A 15,873-nucleotide genomic window follows, 5' to 3' on the forward strand; every position below is an offset into this window, starting at 1 on the left:
AAAGGTGAGTTTCTATCGGCAGGCCTGATCAGACGGGATGCGATCAGACCGAAAAAATCGCATCGCGCGTCAACCGGCCGGTGACGGCTCCGGCCCCATCCATGACAGCAAGAACATCGCTGTTTGCAGCGACCATCAGTGCCAGTGCATCGCGCAGGTTGCTGGTGGAAGCGACGGGGTGCGCTCCGTCCCGCGGCTTGTCCGCCGTCATGGCATCGCCGACAGTAAACAGGCTCAGGCGCTTGATCGCCCGGTCTATGCCGACGAAGTTTTCGACAAATGCGTCAGCGGGATGGGAAAGGATCGCATCGGGCGTATCATACTGGACGATCGTGCCGCTCTTCATGATGGCAATGCGGTCGCCCAGACGGATGGCTTCGTCGAGATCATGCGTCACAAGCACCACCGTCTTGCGCACCCGCTGCAATATCTGGCGGAACTCATCCTGCAGGCGGGTCCGGGCAATCGGATCGATGGCGCCGAACGGCTCATCCATCAGCAGCACGGGCGGATCGGCCGCAAGCGCCCGCGCCACGCCGATGCGCTGCCGTTGGCCGCCTGAGAGCTGCCGGGGGTAGCGCTTGAGCATTTCGGCCGGATCAAGACCGACGAGATGCAGAAGCTCGTCGGTCCGGTTCCGAATCCGCACCTCATCCCAGCCAAGCAGCTTGGGTACGGCGGCAATATTCTGGGCGATAGTCATATGCGGAAACAGGCCTACCTGCTGGATCACATAACCGATATGGCGACGCAGGATCACCGGATCAACCTTGGTAACGTCTTCGCCGTTGACAATAATCCTGCCTTCGGTCGGATCGATCAGCCGGTTGATCATGCGCATGGTCGTGGTCTTGCCGCAGCCCGACGGACCGATCAGCGCAACGGTCGAACCCTCGGGTACGATCAGACTGAGATCGTCAACCGAAGCAACGCTGCCTTCACCATAGCGTTTGGTAACGTGTTCCATATTGATCATGCGGATGTTCTTTCTGCGAAGAAGATTTTTTCGGCCCGGCCGAGAATGAATTCCGTTGCCAGCGCCAGAATGGCGATGGGAACCGCGCCAACCAGAAGGCGCGACATGTCCATCATACTGATGCCCACAGCGATAAAATCGCCAAGGCCGCCGCCGCCGATGAACGGGGCAAGCGTTGCACCGGCGAGCACCTGCACGGCGGCGGTGCGTGCGCCGGCGAACATGGCCGGTGCCGCCAGCGGAATGCGAATCTTGCGCAGCACCTGTCCACGGCTCATGCCCATGCCGATTGCAGCTTCGACCGCATCGGGATCGACGTCGCGCAGACCGATAAAGGCATTGAGCAGGATGGGCGGCAAAGCGAGCACGGTCAGCGCGACAATGGAAGGCCACAGGCCGATACCGAGCAGCGGCATCATGATGGCGAGAATGGCAAGGCTGGGGATCGTACGCAGCGCATTGATGGAATTGATGACCGCAAAAGCCAGCCCGCCGCGATTGATGATGAGGACGGCAAGCGGCAAGCCAATGGCTAACGCAAACACCAGCGAGACGCCGGACATCACAAGATGCTGACCGAGTGCCCGCAGGAACTCGGGCTGATTGTTGATGATCCAGTTGAAGGCGGTGATCAGCATGCCCGCCCCTCAACGCCAGCGAACCAGGGCTTTTTCAGCCTGGCTCAGAACAAGATCAAAGAACGTCGCCATCAGCGCCGTCAGGATACCGCCGACAAGGATTTTCTCCGTATAGCTCTGGTCGATGCCCATGAGGATGATGGTTCCGAGGCCGCCGCCGTCGATGAAGGCGGCAACGGTGGCGATGCCGATGACCGTCACCAGCGCGATGCGGATACCGGAGACGATAAGCGGCAGGGCCAAGGGCAGTTCGATACGCACCAGCCGCTGCCAGGCGCTGTAGCCCATGCCATCGGCCGCATCGAGCACATCGGCGGGAACGCCGCGCAGGCCGGTCACCACATTGCGCAGAAGAATAAGCAGGCAATAGGAGGACAGCCCGACCAGAGCCGGCTTGGTGCCAAGGCCCAGCCACGGGATGAGCAGCGCGAACAGAGCAAGGCTGGGGATGACGAAGATGATGCCGGTGATTGTCAGCACGACCGCATAGAACCGCGGCCGCCGGGCACAGATGATGCCGAGGATCAGTGCTATGACGAGCCCGATCAGAACGGATGAGACCGACAGCACAAGGTGCTGCCAGGTTGCGGCCAGAATTTCCGGAATGTTTTTGGGAGCCCAGTTCAAGTGCGTCGTTCCATATCGCTCGGAATTGAAACAGCGGAGACAATCCTATCTCCGCTGTTTCCGGGATGTCCACGTGGCAGGTTGACTGCCAACCGCCAGAAAGGTCTCAGATGCCTTTTTCCTTCAGGAAGGCTTCCGCCACTTCCTTGGGTTCCTTCTTGTCACGCTCGACGGCGGCATTCAGTTCGCGCATGTTCTCATTGTTCAAGAGCGGGCTGACCTTGTTCAGGACTTCAGCAATCTTGGGGTTTTTGGCCAGGGTGTCCTGGCGCACGACGGGCACGAGGTAATAGGGTGGAAACAGGTTCTTGTCGTCGGCGAGAACAACAAGCTTGCTGTCCGCGATCTGCCAGTCGGTGGCAAAGCCATAGGAAACATCGATATTCTTGCTGGTGAGCGCGCTGTAGCGGATACCGAGCTTGGCAAAAATACGGAAATCCTTGAAAACGATGCCGTAGGTCTGTTTGAGACCGGGCAAGCCGTCCTTGCGTTCACCAAACCCGCCTTCCGCGCCGAAGCTCAGATCTTTCGACGCGGGACCAAGATCCGTCAGCGTCTTGAGCTTGTATTTGTCAGCAGTTTCCGGAAGCGTGATGATGGCATAGCCATTGTTGATATTGGTCGGCTGGAGCAAGGTCAGCTGCAGGTTCTTCTCGTAGTAGTCCTTGACTTCCGCATAGATTTTTTCGGCTGAACCCGAAAGATCGCCCTTCACCACGGCGGCAAGGGCCGTACCCGTATACTCGGGGTAGAGATCGATTTCGCCGTTCAGCAGCGCCGAATGGGCAATCAATGTCGCGCCAAGATTGGTGCGCCGCTCAACCTTCACGCCAGCCTTCTCCAGAGCCTGCGCATAGATTTCGGCCACCACAAACTGTTCGGTAAAGTTCTTGCTGCCGATCTTCACAACCTGGGCAAAGCCCGGAGTTGCGGCAGCCAATGCCAATATTACCCCCAGCCCTATGGAGGCCACGTTTCTGAAAGTCATGATTTACCCTGCGAGCTGACGTAGGACTTTGAGTATCCTACTGGTTTCGTTGTTCATTTCGCATGCTAGCAATCCACGGCAGTAAGTTCGTAGAACAAACTCCCAATATTTCCCCGATAAGTAGAAATTATTTACTCGGCAATTGCAATCGCTTTGGCACTGCAATGTATGGCCTTTACGAGCATCGCAAAGCCACTCGGGTGAACTGTCGAGGGGTATGGTGTGGATTCGCACGGCCCGTGATGAAAATGCGAAGCGCTGGAGCGACCAGTCCCTGTCGCAACAGCATGCTTTTGCTCACACTCTATCTACACATTTGTTTCGATTTGCCGGCGCATTTCATGGGCAATCGGATTGAGTGCCTGGGTGGAAAGAGGCCCGACCAGGCTGTAGCCGATACCCTCCCTGGACCAGCTGACTCTTTGCACGGAACCGGTCGATTGCGACGACATGGGCGCGTTTTTATCGGCTGTCATCGCCCGTGTCAGCATCATCAGCCGGGTGCCACGGTCATCGTCGTACATGAGCATGCCTGCAGGGCCGTGCGCTGTGGCGACAACCCGGCCCCCCATGAACCGGTAGCCGGAGCCCGTCAGGTCAGGCACGGATATAGTGTGGCCCAAACTGTCCGAAACCCATTTGACCAGGCTAACCTGATCGGATGCCTTGATTTCGACCGGCCGCCCTTTATCGCCAGCATACACCTGATAGCTGTATGTTGCCTCGTCAGCGAGCGCCATGATCCCACCGGCGGCCGGTTGACCCATATCGTGAAGCGACCAGCCGCCGGCTATGCCAACAGCAAGCAACACAACAGCGGCCGCCGCCGAGCGCCAAACCGGGAAACTGGGACGGCGCGCACCATCAAGCATGCGCGCCAGATTGAGCTCCGGAGGTACCGGTTCTTCGCTGATTGGTGCGAGCGCGGACCGCAGTTCATCCCGCTGCCTTCGGTAACTTGCGATCCTTTTTGCTTCGTCAGGGTGCTGCTCGAGATATCCGGCTACCTCATCCCGCCTGGTCGTGCTGAGAGCTTGGTCGACATAGGCATGTAGATCGTCTTCCGTAATCGGGCGCTTGTTCATTTTACTCTCCTCAAATGAGGACCGTTTTCAATTTTGTTGCTCACATCACCCTCAAGAATCTGCCGTAACCGTTCACGGCCGCGCGCCAGTCGCGACATAACCGTGCCAATGGGAACCCCGAGAATCTTCGCGGTCTCCGCATAGGACAGATCTTCAACCGAAACGAGAAGAATGACGCTTCTCTGTTCCTCGGGCAAAGTCTTCAAGGCACGCAAAACGTCCTGCTGGTGTAAGCCATCCTCCTGCGCGGGCCGTCCGGAGAGAGCCGGGTCAAATACATCATCAATGTCCAGATGCACCCCACGCCGTGCGGTTTTCCTCAAGCTGTTAATCGCCAGATTGTGCAGGATCGTAAACATCCATGTTCTGGCGTTGCCATCCTCACGCCGCTGGTGCCAATGACTGACGGCCCGCTCCAGACAATCCTGCAGCAGGTCATCGGCGGCCGATCGATCCCCCATCAAGCTGCGCGCATATCGCCGCAAGGCCGGAATGAGGGGCTCAATCAAAACGACCATATCTGTCATGACCGAACCCCTTCTGGTTCAAGACATTGTCCTGCGTCTTTGGCGGTGGCCGGTGTGCCAATGAAATTTTGACGCACTGTCCCGATCTGTAACTGCTGCCCGCATTCCGCAGTCCGACGGCAAACCGAATGCGGGCAGCGCGTTATCATTTGGTCTGCACCTGCACGGGCGTACCGATTCTGGCGGCCGTGCCGGACGCAACCACCAGATAACGGCTCGGGACATCCTGCCCACTCTGCGCCAATTGACGAATGGGGCCAACCGCGTTGACGATTGCCGAACCTGCGGGGTTGGTCATGAACGCTGCCAGCGGCTCGAGCATACCACCGCCATCCGCCTGGGAAGCCAAGGCCAGCACATAAGGCTGCTTTGGCTCCAGGCCCGTCACCGCAGCTTGCAGGACCTGTGTAAGCCCCTGATCGAAGAGGGTCACACTGGTCGGCTTCACGTCCGCAGACGCAGCAGCTGTCACCGAACCGAGGGTCAAGTGGGCCGCTTCGCCAGCAACACCGAGAGGTTGCAAGTTCTGCATCCCGTCACCTTCCGGGACGGCATTGGAAACATAGGCCAAGGCCTGCGGTGCCTGTCCGATGGGAATGGTTGCAATCACCGTATTGGTCAGCGTGTCGATGGCCGCCAATGCATCGGCATTTTCCAGGCCAACGTAAATGCGTGTGCCATCGCCAGAGGGCCACAGGCCATGCGGGAGCTTACCGACCGGGATCGTAGCCACTTGCTCAAACGTGTCGGTGCGGAAAACCTTGATCTGGTTCAATCCGCCAACAGTCACATAGGCAAACATGCCATTGGCATTGCCGACGATATTCACGTGATTGGTGATCGGCCCCGTGTCCAGCGTTTTGAGAAGTTTGAAAGGAGGCTTGGCATCAAACACCTGTGTCCTGCCCACGTCTTTCAGCGTGAACCAGACCTGCTTGCCATCGGGCGTTGCGGCAAGATCAGGGCAGAACGGACTTTCCTGCTTCACATGGCCGACGATCTTGTGATCGGCAATGGAGATGACAACGGTTTCCGGATTGAACGACGAACAGACATAGCCGTATTTGTTGTCAGGTGAGAAGATTTGCATGCCCGGTCCCGCGGGAACCTTGATTCGCGTCTTTTCTGCAAATGTATGTCCATCCAGAACAGCGATGTAATCTTCACCCCGAACCGTGACCCAGACTTCCTTGCCGTCAAGTGTGAAAAATGCCTCATGTGGGGCCCGCCCGAGGTAGGTGACGTGTTTGATCGCGTTGGTGGCCGTGTCGATAAACGTAACAGAATTGGTGCCGATCGAGACAACCGCGAGCGTTTTGTGATCGGGGGAGAAACCCATGCCGTGCACAAGCACCTGGCCGCGATAAAGCGGACTGAGATTGCCGGGTTGTGGATCTCCGAGCCGGATCACGCCCAACAGCTTGTTATCGACGGGATCGGTAACCGATACTGTATTGGAGAACTGTTCGGCAGCGTAGACGCGATCGCGATGACTGACCGGAACGTCGGGTGCCGAGGCCAATCCGGGCACCTGCCCGGCCAAAGCAGGAACCAACCCTGCGACTGCGGTGCCAATCAGCAATGTTATTGTAAAAAGCTTCAATCTCATTTCAAACTCCCTATTTCATGTTCATGGCTGGTGACATGGACATTGCTTGCGTTGTCGGCGAGTGGGTATCCAAATCAGGTATGAACGAGGTTTGGGTCGGAGATGGTTTGGATGGAGGCAGGGGTTCGCCGATCGCCAGGCGCATCGCTGCAATTTCCTGTTGTTGCGTGACAATGATTTCCTGGGCGAGACGCTTTATATTCTCGTTGTTGCCATAGCGCAGAACCGCCAGTGCCATATCAATCGCGCCCTGATGATGCGGCACCATCATCGCAACAAAGTCGCGATCAACGTCACCGGTTGGCTTGACCTCCATGTCCGCCATCATTTTTGCCATGGCCGCATCATTTTGCGTCAGAAATGGCGTTTCGTTCTGCATTGCAGATTTCGTCGCGTCGCTCATGCATATCACGTCGCTGGAAGGATCGCGCGCCGCAGCAATGGCGGACCAAGCGACAGCAAGTGTTCCCGCGAGAAGAAGTGCTCGTTGACCATTGAGATATCGATGGGACATGTCTTTCATACTCCGATCGGATTGTGTGTGTTCTGATGGTGAGACACGCCAAACGCCGGTTTATTCCACGCCGTGAGATTTTTTTGCATTGAGCATGTTCGAGCGAGCTGCTGCGCCGAAGCCGGATGCTGAAGTCTCTTTACCGCTGCCGTTTGCAACTTGAGGCTTGGTGGAAGGGTTGACCGTCCAATAAGGGCGCCGCCTCGCAGTGTTGTATTTGTCGCCAGAATGCCTGAGACGCCTGTCTGCGGCGGGGTCCAACATACGCAACAGCAAGGTGGCTGTCCGTTGAAGGTGCGATTGAAAACCGCCGTGGAGGTTGCAGACGAGACCGCTTTTCCCGCGGCCTCCATTTTGGGAACATAGTCTCGCTTTCCAGATTCTTTCGCTCTTTACAGATCCGTCGCTATCAGTGGCTGCAGAAACCCGCCCAAATGCGAGCAGGTGACGGCAGCACAATCACGCCCCGCAACCAGACAACTGTCGAAATCCTTTTGATGCAGGAAAGCCACGAGAAAGCCGGCTATGAAGCTGTCGCCCGCGCCGGTCGTATCCACCACCTCTGTCTTCCTACTGCCTATTCGAATTTCACCGTCACCACCGTGAGCGATTGCACCGGCACTGCCGCATGTGACGACGGCGTTGAGAGCACCTGCGGCGAGATAGGCTGTCAGCAATTGTGTTGCACGTGCGGCGTTCTCCCCCGCCGACCCGAAGGCGATTGTCAGCCCATGGGGTTCAAGGTGTGCTGGATCATTGTTGACGCCGAGATCCTGCGATACGCTGACACCCCGCTCCGTGAGGTGACGACGCAGCGTTCCCCCGTCATCGAGCCAACCGATATGCACGTGATCCATTGTTTCGAGAACTGCCAGATCGCGAGCCGATGGGGCATATCCAGAGCAGGTGCCAAAATCTTCGTCGACTATTATCCGATCGCCTGATGAGGCTATCGAAATTTGTGTCGACGCCGTTTTGCCGGCTTTGCTCTGGACGTATTGAACGTTCACGCCATTTTCTGCCAGGAGCGCGACCGTGCGGCTCCCGGCAGCATCCTCACCAACGGCACCGAAGTAGAACGACTGGCATCCCAGCCGCGCGAGTTGAACCGCAACATTGACTGCATTTCCACCAACGACCGAATATGCCGGAGGCGCCTGAAAGTAATCGATGCAATTATCGCCAACGGCAGCAATGCGCAGTGGTGTCTTCAACGTGCTTAAACCTTTCTTCAAATCGAAGGATGGCTTGGACCATGATCGTCTCTAGTATGCGACCCGCTTATAGTAACGACGGGTGGTCAGCGGATGGTTCCGGATCACTTCCAAATGGGCGCTGATCCGCTCCAAAACAGCTGCCAGCATAACGGGCGAGACAAGCCCGCGCAGTTCGGCAGAAATACCTGGCAGATCAAATGCCGCCGTATCGATGACCGACACCTGATCGGTATAGTTTTGTGCGAAGCTCTCCACACGGTCGGCCAGGGGGCGGCAAGCATCTTCCCCCTTGAGCAGGAACAGGCTGACATTCTTTTCGACAAGCTCCAGCGTTCCGTGAAAGAAATCCGACGCATGTACGGGACGCGCGCGTATCCATTGCATTTCCTCCAGAATGCACATGCCGTAGTAAAAGGCCGCCGGCCACACATTCCCGGCGCCGGTTATGATGTGATAATTGGAATTCGCCAACCGCGTGGCCAGCCCATTTGCCTGATCTTCGAACGAACGCTTCACGTCGAGAAGAAGCCCCGGCAACTGTGTGAGTTCACCAATCAGTTGGTCATAATTGGCAATCTCGCCGCGGTGTTTCATAACGGACAGAGCAATAATCAAGGATTGCAGATAGAAAGATTCGCAGGACGTATCGTCTTCTGCGAAATTTACGAACACGTGATCGCCACCCTTTCCAAGAGGTGTCTGCTCATGTCCGACAAGGGTGATAACCGTTGCCCCTAGCGTTTTTATTTTCTCAAGCAGTGCCACGCTCTCTTTGGTCGTGCCGGATAGCGAGGGCATCACGACGATCGATTTCGCGGTGAGATTGCGCGAACCGGTCACCAGCAGCTCTGCCGTCGATTCGATAAAGGCGGGAAAACGCGACTGCCGCTGCAGCAATTGCGCGGCGGGCTGCATAAGGATTGCTGCGCCGCCGGTGCCGAGGAAAAATATGTTTTCAGCTCCGCGAGCCAAACAGCTTCCTATGACCTGATCAAGGCGGTTTTCCAGCGCGAGCGCGCCGGTTTGGATACGGAGATATCGCTGTTCATCAAAATTCAGCATGTTGGTCTTTCTGGGAGAGAAGTGTGGATTGTTCCAAATCGGAGATACATTCATAGTTGTAAGACAACTGACATCATTGTCAATAATGCCTATATGAAAGAGAGCGATTTAAATGATAAGTTCAGCAAAAGCCTTCTTGACCGGATCATATTTGTCAGACAAGGAGGATTAAAACCACTTGCTGACGAGGTGATCCGTGGACGAGCCCCTTCGCGATATGCGAACATTGGTCATTCAACTTCGCGAAAGAATTGCTGACCTCATTCGCGAGCAGGCCCTCCGGCCTGGCGATAAACTCCCGACGGAAGCGCAACTGACGGCGCGTTTCAAAATCTCCCGGCCGGCATTGAGGGAAGCATTGAAACTGCTGGAACAGGACGGATTGATCTACGTCGAACACGGGCGCGGTCGATTTGTCTCGGCAATGTCCGCCATCCAGATCGACCGCCCTATAACGGTCTTCGAAAGTGTGACGGAAATGACCGGACACTATGGCTACAACACCGTCAACAAGGTCTTGTCCATCTCCGAAGAAGCGCCGGATTCGGCCCTGGCAAAGCAACTGCACCTCGACGAAGGCGCGCGCGTGATCCGGCTCGAACGATTGCGGTTGGAGCATGACGATCCGATAATGTATTGCGTGGATTATGTGCCGCGCAGCATCATAACCGCCCGCCTTTACGACATCGACTGGAGCGGCTCGCTATTGGCCCTGCTGGACCAGTACAAGCAAAGGCCTCGTATGTCGGCCGCGTCCGTTTCAGCCGTGATGCTACCGCAGGATGTCGTGGATCGAAATGATCTGCGCAATTTTGGGCCTGCGCTGCTGATCACTGAAACCTGTTTCAATGCAGCGGGAACACCGGTGGTCTATGCCCTGGACTACCACAAGGGCAGTCATTTTTCATTCAGTCTGGCGCGCAGGTAACGGTGTGATAGCGGCGTCTGCCGCTGGCGCATTTGCCCATGCCGGTCAATGCAGTATTTGGCTCAAGAAATGCCGGCTGCGCTCGTTCTGCGGATTGTCGAAAAAGTCATTCGGCTTGCCTTCCTCGACAATCTTGCCGCGATCCATGAAAATGACGCGATCGGCAACCTGTTTTGCAAAGCCCATCTCGTGGGTGACGCAAATCATGGTCATCCCCTCTTTGGCCAGAGACACCATTGTGTCGAGCACTTCCTTGACCATCTCCGGATCAAGCGCCGATGTGGGCTCGTCAAACAGCATGATCTTCGGATTCATGCAAAGAGCGCGGGCAATAGCGACACGTTGCTGCTGGCCGCCGGAAAGCTGGATCGGATATTTGTTGGCCTGCTCGGGGATGCGCACACGCTCAAGATAATGCATGGCGATCTCGACGGCTTTTTTCTTTGGCGTTTTCCGCACCCACATGGGCGCCAAAATGCAGTTCTGCAATATGGTCAGGTGAGGAAACAGATTGAAATGCTGGAACACCATGCCGACTTCCCGCCGCACTTCGTCGATCCGGTCTTCATCAGCGGTCAACTCAATACCGCCCACGACGATCTTGCCTTCCTGGTGGGCCTCGAGCCGATTGATACACCGTATCAGGGTGGATTTACCTGAACCGGACGGTCCGCAGATCACCACCTTTTCCCTGGGAGCGATCACAAGGTTGATGTCGTCCAGTGCATGGAAGCTCCCAAACCACTTATGGACGCTGTTCAGTTCAATTTCGACTGATGAAGCGGCGGATTTTGTCATGGCATTTCCCTTGGAGCGAACATTAGCGTTTCAGCGACCGGCCGAACCGCTCTTCAATGCGGGCCTGCACAATCTCGAGGCCGATGGACAGGAGCCAGTAGATCATTGATGCCGTAATGAGCATTTCGATGTGCCTGAATTCTTTCTGGCCCATCGTGCGCGCCAGATACATGATCTCCCAGACCCCCACGACCGATACCAGCGAGGAATCCTTGAGCATGGCGATGAATTGATTGCCGGTCGGCGGAATGATGACGCGCATGGCCTGCGGTAGGACAACCAGAAACATCGTATGATTGGGCCTCAGACCGAGCGCTGTTGCGCCCTCACTCTGGCCGCGCGGTATGCTTTCAATGCCGGCCCGGAAAATCTCGGTCATATAGGCGCCATAACAAAGCGACAGCGCCAGAATGCCAGCCGGGATCGCACCGATCACATAGCCCACCTGCGGCAAGCCCAGATAAATGATGTAAATCTGCATGAGCAGCGGCAGACCGCGGAACAGCGATGTGTAGAAACTCGCAAGTCCGTAGATGACACCGTTCTTGGAGAGCTTGGCGATTGCGCCAATCAAGGCGATGACCGTGGCAATGAAAATTGAGATCACCGATATATAAAGGGTCGTGACGACGCCTTGCGTTATGAGGAAGCCAATCTTCTTTGCAATGAATGTAAAACTGAGATCGAATGAATAGAAGAACAACAACAGCAGGCCGAACAGTTCCGCCCATACGGCGCCGATCTGGTACGTCCTGGGTAAAAGCCCCAGAAGTTTCCAGTTAACTGCAATCAGCAGGGCAAAGCAGATCGCGGCTAAAGCGCGTGTTATCTCGGGCGAGGCTGCAATTCCCGGCGCCAATGAAGGAAACAGGGTCGTAATCCAGTTTCCGCCCACACCCATCCAGTAGAGCATGGCCGCAACAAACACGACAGCGATGACGGCTCCGATACGCCTTGTTGCCTTTGGGTAGGACAGAACGAGAGTTGCAATCATTTTGATCCCCATAGTCAGACGGACGATCGTTCTCGCCACCAATCCTGAGCCTGTAGTTTCCAGTAAGTGAGTTGCGCCACCGTCAACCCGGCCAAGCCTCCAGCCCAGACGAGGCCGAACGGCTTGAACAAATTGTATCGGTCGGATTGCCCCAGGATGGCCTCGGCCACGAGCTTGCCGCCAATGGCGGTCGTGTTCAAACCATGCCCACCAAATGCGGTGCAATACCAGACGTTCGGCTGCAGTTGCCCGATCTGCGGCATGAGGTGCCTGGCATAGGACATCAATCCGGACCAGGATGTTTCGATCTTAAGATCGGCAAGTTGAGGATATGTGCTTACCATTTCCCGCCGCAGCTCGGCGGCAAGCGCAGCCGGTGACGCTGCCCTTGTGGTAATCCGGCCGCCCCATAGCAGGCGTTTGCCCCCCTCAACGACCCGATAATAGTCCCCTGCCCTGCGGTTGTCACCCACGGCGTGCGACGTATCGACGGCCTGCCGGATCAGTTCGGGTGCTTCTTCTGAAAGCATGACGTAGGTCGCGATCGGCAGAAAGCTTCGCTTCAGCTTTGGCAGAAAACCGGTGGTGTAACCGCCCGTCGTCACGACGATGCAACGCGCTTTGACCTTTCCCGCGCCGGTGTGAACAATCTTTTCAGGTTGGGAAAAGTCGTTGGCAATCGCGGGGCTCGCTTCGAAGATCTTTCCGCCCAATCGTTCAATCTCCGCGGCGACGCCACGCAAATAATTCAACGGATGCATGTGAAAGGCCTGCGGATCGCGCAATGCCTGGAAATAGCGCCTGGACCGGAGTTTCGCCTGCACTTCATCACGGCTCAGATAGTCCACGCCATAGTCGAAATCCCGTTGAAGGACTGCAGCGCGGGCCTTCAGAGCATCCCCATCGTCATATCGCAAGACAGACATGATCCCGTGGATAGGGTCTGCCGACGCAATGTTCAGATCGTTGATCGTGTCGCGGACAAAGCGCATGCCTTCAATGGACAAGGCATGAAGCTTGTGCGCGCTTTCAGGCCCAACCATGCGGGCTATGGCATCGCCGTCATTGGCAAAACCCGAACCGATGAAGCCGCCGTTTCGCCCGGACGCTCCCCAGCCGATACGCTCGGCTTCCAGCACAACGACCGTCTGGCCGGCCCGTGCCAACTGAAGAGCAGTGGTAATTCCGGCGAGACCACCGCCAATAACGCAGGTGTCGCACTCGACAGTGCCCGATAGAAGGGGAAATCGTCTGTCTTCGGCAATTGTCCGTCGATAGAACGTATCAATGTAACTCATTGCTTGCTCGCGAGGGGAATGCGTTTGAAGGATCGAATACCGGGAGGATAGAGCGCGGGTATTGCCACAATCGTCGGCGCCCGCGCTCTTCCTTGTCAGTTGGTGCTATAGTCCTTGCCATACCATTTGGTGGTCAACGCCGTGAGCGTGCCGTCCGATCGCATCGCCCCTATGATTTCACCGATCTTGGCGGTCCACTCGGGATCACCCTTTTCGGCGATCACGACAAGCGGTTCACGGAAGGCATAGCCGCCATCAAGAATTCGAACGGGATATCCGTTCTTGATTGCGTTCTGCGCTGTCTGCTCCGGGGCGATAACCGCATCCAGACGCACTCCGTCGCCAAGGCGAAGATCGTCAAATGGCAGCATTGAATCGGCAAAGGTACGAACTTCACCTGGTTCGACTTTATACTCGACCGGTGGCAGGCCCGGAGCATCGATCTCAAGCTGACGACGGATAAAATCTTCTGACGTCGTTGCCGTCTCGACGCCGATGGTCTTGCCGTTCAAATCCGCGCTCGATTTGGCTTTGCTGTCCTTATGGACGACGTAGACATAGGGGCTGTAGTAATACACCGATGCGAAATCGATAACTTGCGCACGGGCTTTTGTCGGCGTTACGGAACCGACGCCCACGTCATACCGCCCTTGCCAGCGACCGCCCGTCAGAGTAGCCCAGTCCGGGGTCTGGAAGGAGACTTCGACGCCAAGTCGCTTGCCGATCTCCTTGGACATGTCGATATCGAAGCCGACCATTTCGTTGTTGTCATCGAGATAACTTTGCGGCGGCCAACTGCTGTTGGTTGCAACCACCATGGCCTTTTTCTGCATTACCCGCTCAAGCGTTGTTCCCGCTTGCGCTGCCGGTACGAACGAAAGCGCCAATATCCCGGCCGCCAAACTCTTGATTATATAACCCATGCCATCCTCCTGAATGCGACGTCGGCCCCCTGCATTTCAATGCTTATGTAAGACGTCAGACAATGCAGTTCATAGCCAATGACCTATGGAGTCAAGACGGCGCCCGCCATTTTATGCGCAACGCCCGCAAAAGTTGTTGCAATTTGAATATGAGATCATGAGAAATGAAAATGTCAGGTTGCAGCTTGAAATCCGCACTGTTTAGATCACGCGCACAGCTTGCGGGAAAAGGGCACAGGCCAGCAATCGGATCATCGCCCCAAACGGAGCGATGAGGCGCGGTTGAGGAACACGGGGAAGCGGGGCCGCCCCCTGCCCGGTTTTGATCCCTCAACCTATCTGCACAGAACCTTCGAAGCTGCTATCAAGATGCAGCGTGCGCTTTGCCAGGCTTAGGATCGACCCCAACAGCCTGTTCGCAAAGTGCCACGTGTTTGGCCAGCGCATCGATTGGCAGGAACGCACTGACCGTGCAAATATCGCGCTTTTGGAACTTTGGCATTCCCTGGAGCTCCTTCAGTCGTTCAAGAAGTGCAAACCGGTTCATACTCGTCTCCTTCATCCACTGGTTGGCGTTTGCCCCGACCCCTTCTCATGTATCCATCAAGCAGCCCGAACTCCGGCTTTCAATGGAATCTCGATGTCGACCTCCAGCATCGAGACCTGGTCATCACTGTTCATTGTCACGCGAACTTTTTCCCGATCGATTTGTATGTGCCGCGTAACGACTGCCAGAATTTCTTCCCTTAACAGAATGACCAGGTCGGAATGCCCCTGCGATGCACGTTCATGGGCAAGCAGAATCTGCAGACGTTCGCGCGCCTTGGGTGCCGAAGCCTGCTTATTGAAGAAACGGAAAATGCTCATGCTGCCCTCCGCCGGAATATTTTGCCCAACAGACCACGCTTTTCACTGGGAATGGTGACAGGGATCGTTTCGCCGGCGAGGCGCCGTGCGGCATCCATATAGGCCAAAGCCGGTGCGCTATCCTTGTCAGCCAGAGTTACCGGCGAACCGATGTTGGATGCGCGCAGGACGTCCTGGCTTTCGGGAATGATGCCAAGCAGCGGAATGGATAGAATTTCGAGAACGTCTTCCACCTTCAACATATCGCCGCGTTCCGCCCGGTTTGCATCATAGCGGGTTAAAAGGAGATGTTTTTCCATTCTCTCACCGCGTTCGGCCTTGAGCGTCTTTGAGTCGAGAAGGCCAATAATCCGGTCTGAATCCCGAACCGAGGAGACCTCCGGGTTCGTGACGACGACTGCAATGTCGGCGTGGCGCATCGCCAGCGTCGCACCGCGTTCAATGCCTGCCGGGCTGTCGCAAATGATCCAGTCAAAGGATTTCTTCAAATCTTCGATGACCTTTTCCACACCCTCAGCCGTGAGATTGTCCTTGTCGCGGGTTTGAGATGCAGGCAGCAGGAAGAGCGTATCAAGCCGCTTGTCGCGAATGAGCGCCTGGGACAATTTCGCGTCGCCCTGGATGACGTTGACCAGATCGAAGACGACACGGCGTTCCGCACCCATAACAAGATCGAGGTTCCGCAATCCCACGTCGAAATCGATGACAACCGTCCTCTCATTGCGCTGAGCAAGTGCCGCACCAAGTGCGGCGGTTGACGTTGTTTTACCAACGCCTCCTTTGCCCGAGGTCACTACCACCACTTTTCCCATATTTTTTTCC

At 56.3% G+C, this 15,873-nt stretch carries 18 protein-coding genes; 1 reads left to right on the forward strand and 17 read right to left on the reverse strand.

Translation table 11 applies throughout. The features are described from left to right. Positions 1-43 precede the first annotated feature (43 nt). The 10 genes from ACP7B1_RS13390 to ACP7B1_RS13435 form a co-directional block, all read right to left on the reverse strand. On the reverse strand, positions 44-976 hold the full coding sequence (locus ACP7B1_RS13390; RefSeq protein WP_346308120.1) for an ABC transporter ATP-binding protein: 933 nt from the start codon (positions 974-976) through the stop codon (positions 44-46). Further along, positions 973-1,614: an ABC transporter permease gene (locus tag ACP7B1_RS13395; protein ID WP_346308121.1), complete on the reverse strand. Its 642-nt coding sequence runs from the start codon at positions 1,612-1,614 to the stop codon at positions 973-975. Before ACP7B1_RS13395 ends, ACP7B1_RS13390 begins: the two co-directional genes overlap by 4 nt. Positions 1,615-1,623: 9 nt before the next feature. Beyond that, positions 1,624-2,241, reverse strand: coding sequence for an ABC transporter permease (locus tag ACP7B1_RS13400; RefSeq protein WP_346308122.1), 618 nt, complete (start codon positions 2,239-2,241; stop codon positions 1,624-1,626). A gap of 106 nt (positions 2,242-2,347) precedes the next feature. Further along, on the reverse strand, positions 2,348-3,229 hold the full coding sequence (locus ACP7B1_RS13405; protein WP_346308123.1) for a glycine betaine ABC transporter substrate-binding protein: 882 nt from the start codon (positions 3,227-3,229) through the stop codon (positions 2,348-2,350). Positions 3,230-3,537: 308 nt separating this feature from the next. After that, entirely contained in the window at positions 3,538-4,314 is a 777-nt protein-coding gene (locus ACP7B1_RS13410; RefSeq protein ID WP_346308124.1) for an anti-sigma factor, read from the reverse strand. After that, the gene (locus ACP7B1_RS13415; protein WP_346308125.1) at positions 4,311-4,841 is read right to left on the reverse strand and encodes an RNA polymerase sigma factor; all 531 of its coding nucleotides are present in this window, start codon (positions 4,839-4,841) and stop codon (positions 4,311-4,313) included. Before ACP7B1_RS13415 ends, ACP7B1_RS13410 begins: the two co-directional genes overlap by 4 nt. A 145-nt stretch (positions 4,842-4,986) precedes the next feature. After that, a complete protein-coding gene (locus tag ACP7B1_RS13420; RefSeq protein ID WP_346308126.1) occupies positions 4,987-6,450 on the reverse strand; it encodes a YncE family protein in 1,464 nt (487 codons plus the stop codon). Between the two features lie 10 nt (positions 6,451-6,460). Further along, entirely contained in the window at positions 6,461-6,973 is a 513-nt protein-coding gene (locus ACP7B1_RS13425) for a DUF305 domain-containing protein (protein WP_346308127.1), read from the reverse strand. A gap of 383 nt (positions 6,974-7,356) precedes the next feature. Beyond that, a complete protein-coding gene (locus tag ACP7B1_RS13430; protein ID WP_346308128.1) occupies positions 7,357-8,178 on the reverse strand; it encodes a PfkB family carbohydrate kinase in 822 nt (273 codons plus the stop codon). A 51-nt stretch (positions 8,179-8,229) separates the two neighbouring features. Continuing rightward, positions 8,230-9,243 carry an SIS domain-containing protein gene (locus ACP7B1_RS13435; RefSeq protein WP_346308129.1) on the reverse strand — a complete coding sequence of 338 codons (1,014 nt, stop codon included), beginning with the start codon at positions 9,241-9,243 and terminating at the stop codon, positions 8,230-8,232. Between the two features lie 196 nt (positions 9,244-9,439). Between ACP7B1_RS13435 and ACP7B1_RS13440 the strand changes: the two genes are divergently transcribed. After that, positions 9,440-10,171 carry a GntR family transcriptional regulator gene (locus tag ACP7B1_RS13440; protein ID WP_346308130.1) on the forward strand — a complete coding sequence of 244 codons (732 nt, stop codon included), beginning with the start codon at positions 9,440-9,442 and terminating at the stop codon, positions 10,169-10,171. 45 nt (positions 10,172-10,216) lie between these two features. Here the strand turns inward: ACP7B1_RS13440 and ACP7B1_RS13445 are convergent, their stop codons facing one another. From ACP7B1_RS13445 to minD, 7 genes are all read right to left on the reverse strand, one after another. After that, positions 10,217-10,969 carry an amino acid ABC transporter ATP-binding protein gene (locus tag ACP7B1_RS13445; protein ID WP_223614459.1) on the reverse strand — a complete coding sequence of 251 codons (753 nt, stop codon included), beginning with the start codon at positions 10,967-10,969 and terminating at the stop codon, positions 10,217-10,219. 22 nt (positions 10,970-10,991) lie between these two features. Continuing rightward, positions 10,992-11,963, reverse strand: a complete 972-nt coding sequence (locus tag ACP7B1_RS13450) for an amino acid ABC transporter permease (protein ID WP_288193048.1) — start codon at positions 11,961-11,963, stop codon at positions 10,992-10,994. A 14-nt stretch (positions 11,964-11,977) separates the two neighbouring features. After that, positions 11,978-13,261 (reverse strand): FAD-binding oxidoreductase, encoded by a 1,284-nt coding sequence (locus ACP7B1_RS13455; protein ID WP_346308131.1) that lies wholly within the window; start codon positions 13,259-13,261, stop codon positions 11,978-11,980. 95 nt (positions 13,262-13,356) lie between these two features. Then, a complete protein-coding gene (locus ACP7B1_RS13460; protein WP_346308132.1) occupies positions 13,357-14,184 on the reverse strand; it encodes a transporter substrate-binding domain-containing protein in 828 nt (275 codons plus the stop codon). Between the two features lie 364 nt (positions 14,185-14,548). Beyond that, positions 14,549-14,731 (reverse strand): hypothetical protein, encoded by a 183-nt coding sequence (locus ACP7B1_RS13465; RefSeq protein ID WP_346308133.1) that lies wholly within the window; start codon positions 14,729-14,731, stop codon positions 14,549-14,551. 56 nt (positions 14,732-14,787) lie between these two features. Further along, on the reverse strand, positions 14,788-15,051 hold the full coding sequence (gene minE, locus ACP7B1_RS13470) for a cell division topological specificity factor MinE (protein ID WP_223614464.1): 264 nt from the start codon (positions 15,049-15,051) through the stop codon (positions 14,788-14,790). Beyond that, positions 15,048-15,863 carry a septum site-determining protein MinD gene (minD, locus tag ACP7B1_RS13475; protein WP_346308134.1) on the reverse strand — a complete coding sequence of 272 codons (816 nt, stop codon included), beginning with the start codon at positions 15,861-15,863 and terminating at the stop codon, positions 15,048-15,050. The genes minE and minD overlap by 4 nt, the downstream gene beginning before the upstream one ends. Positions 15,864-15,873 lie beyond the last annotated feature (10 nt).

It is taken from the genome of Phyllobacterium sp. SL163 (assembly GCF_049896885.1).
In the GTDB taxonomy this organism is placed as follows: domain Bacteria; phylum Pseudomonadota; class Alphaproteobacteria; order Rhizobiales; family Rhizobiaceae; genus Phyllobacterium; species Phyllobacterium calauticae.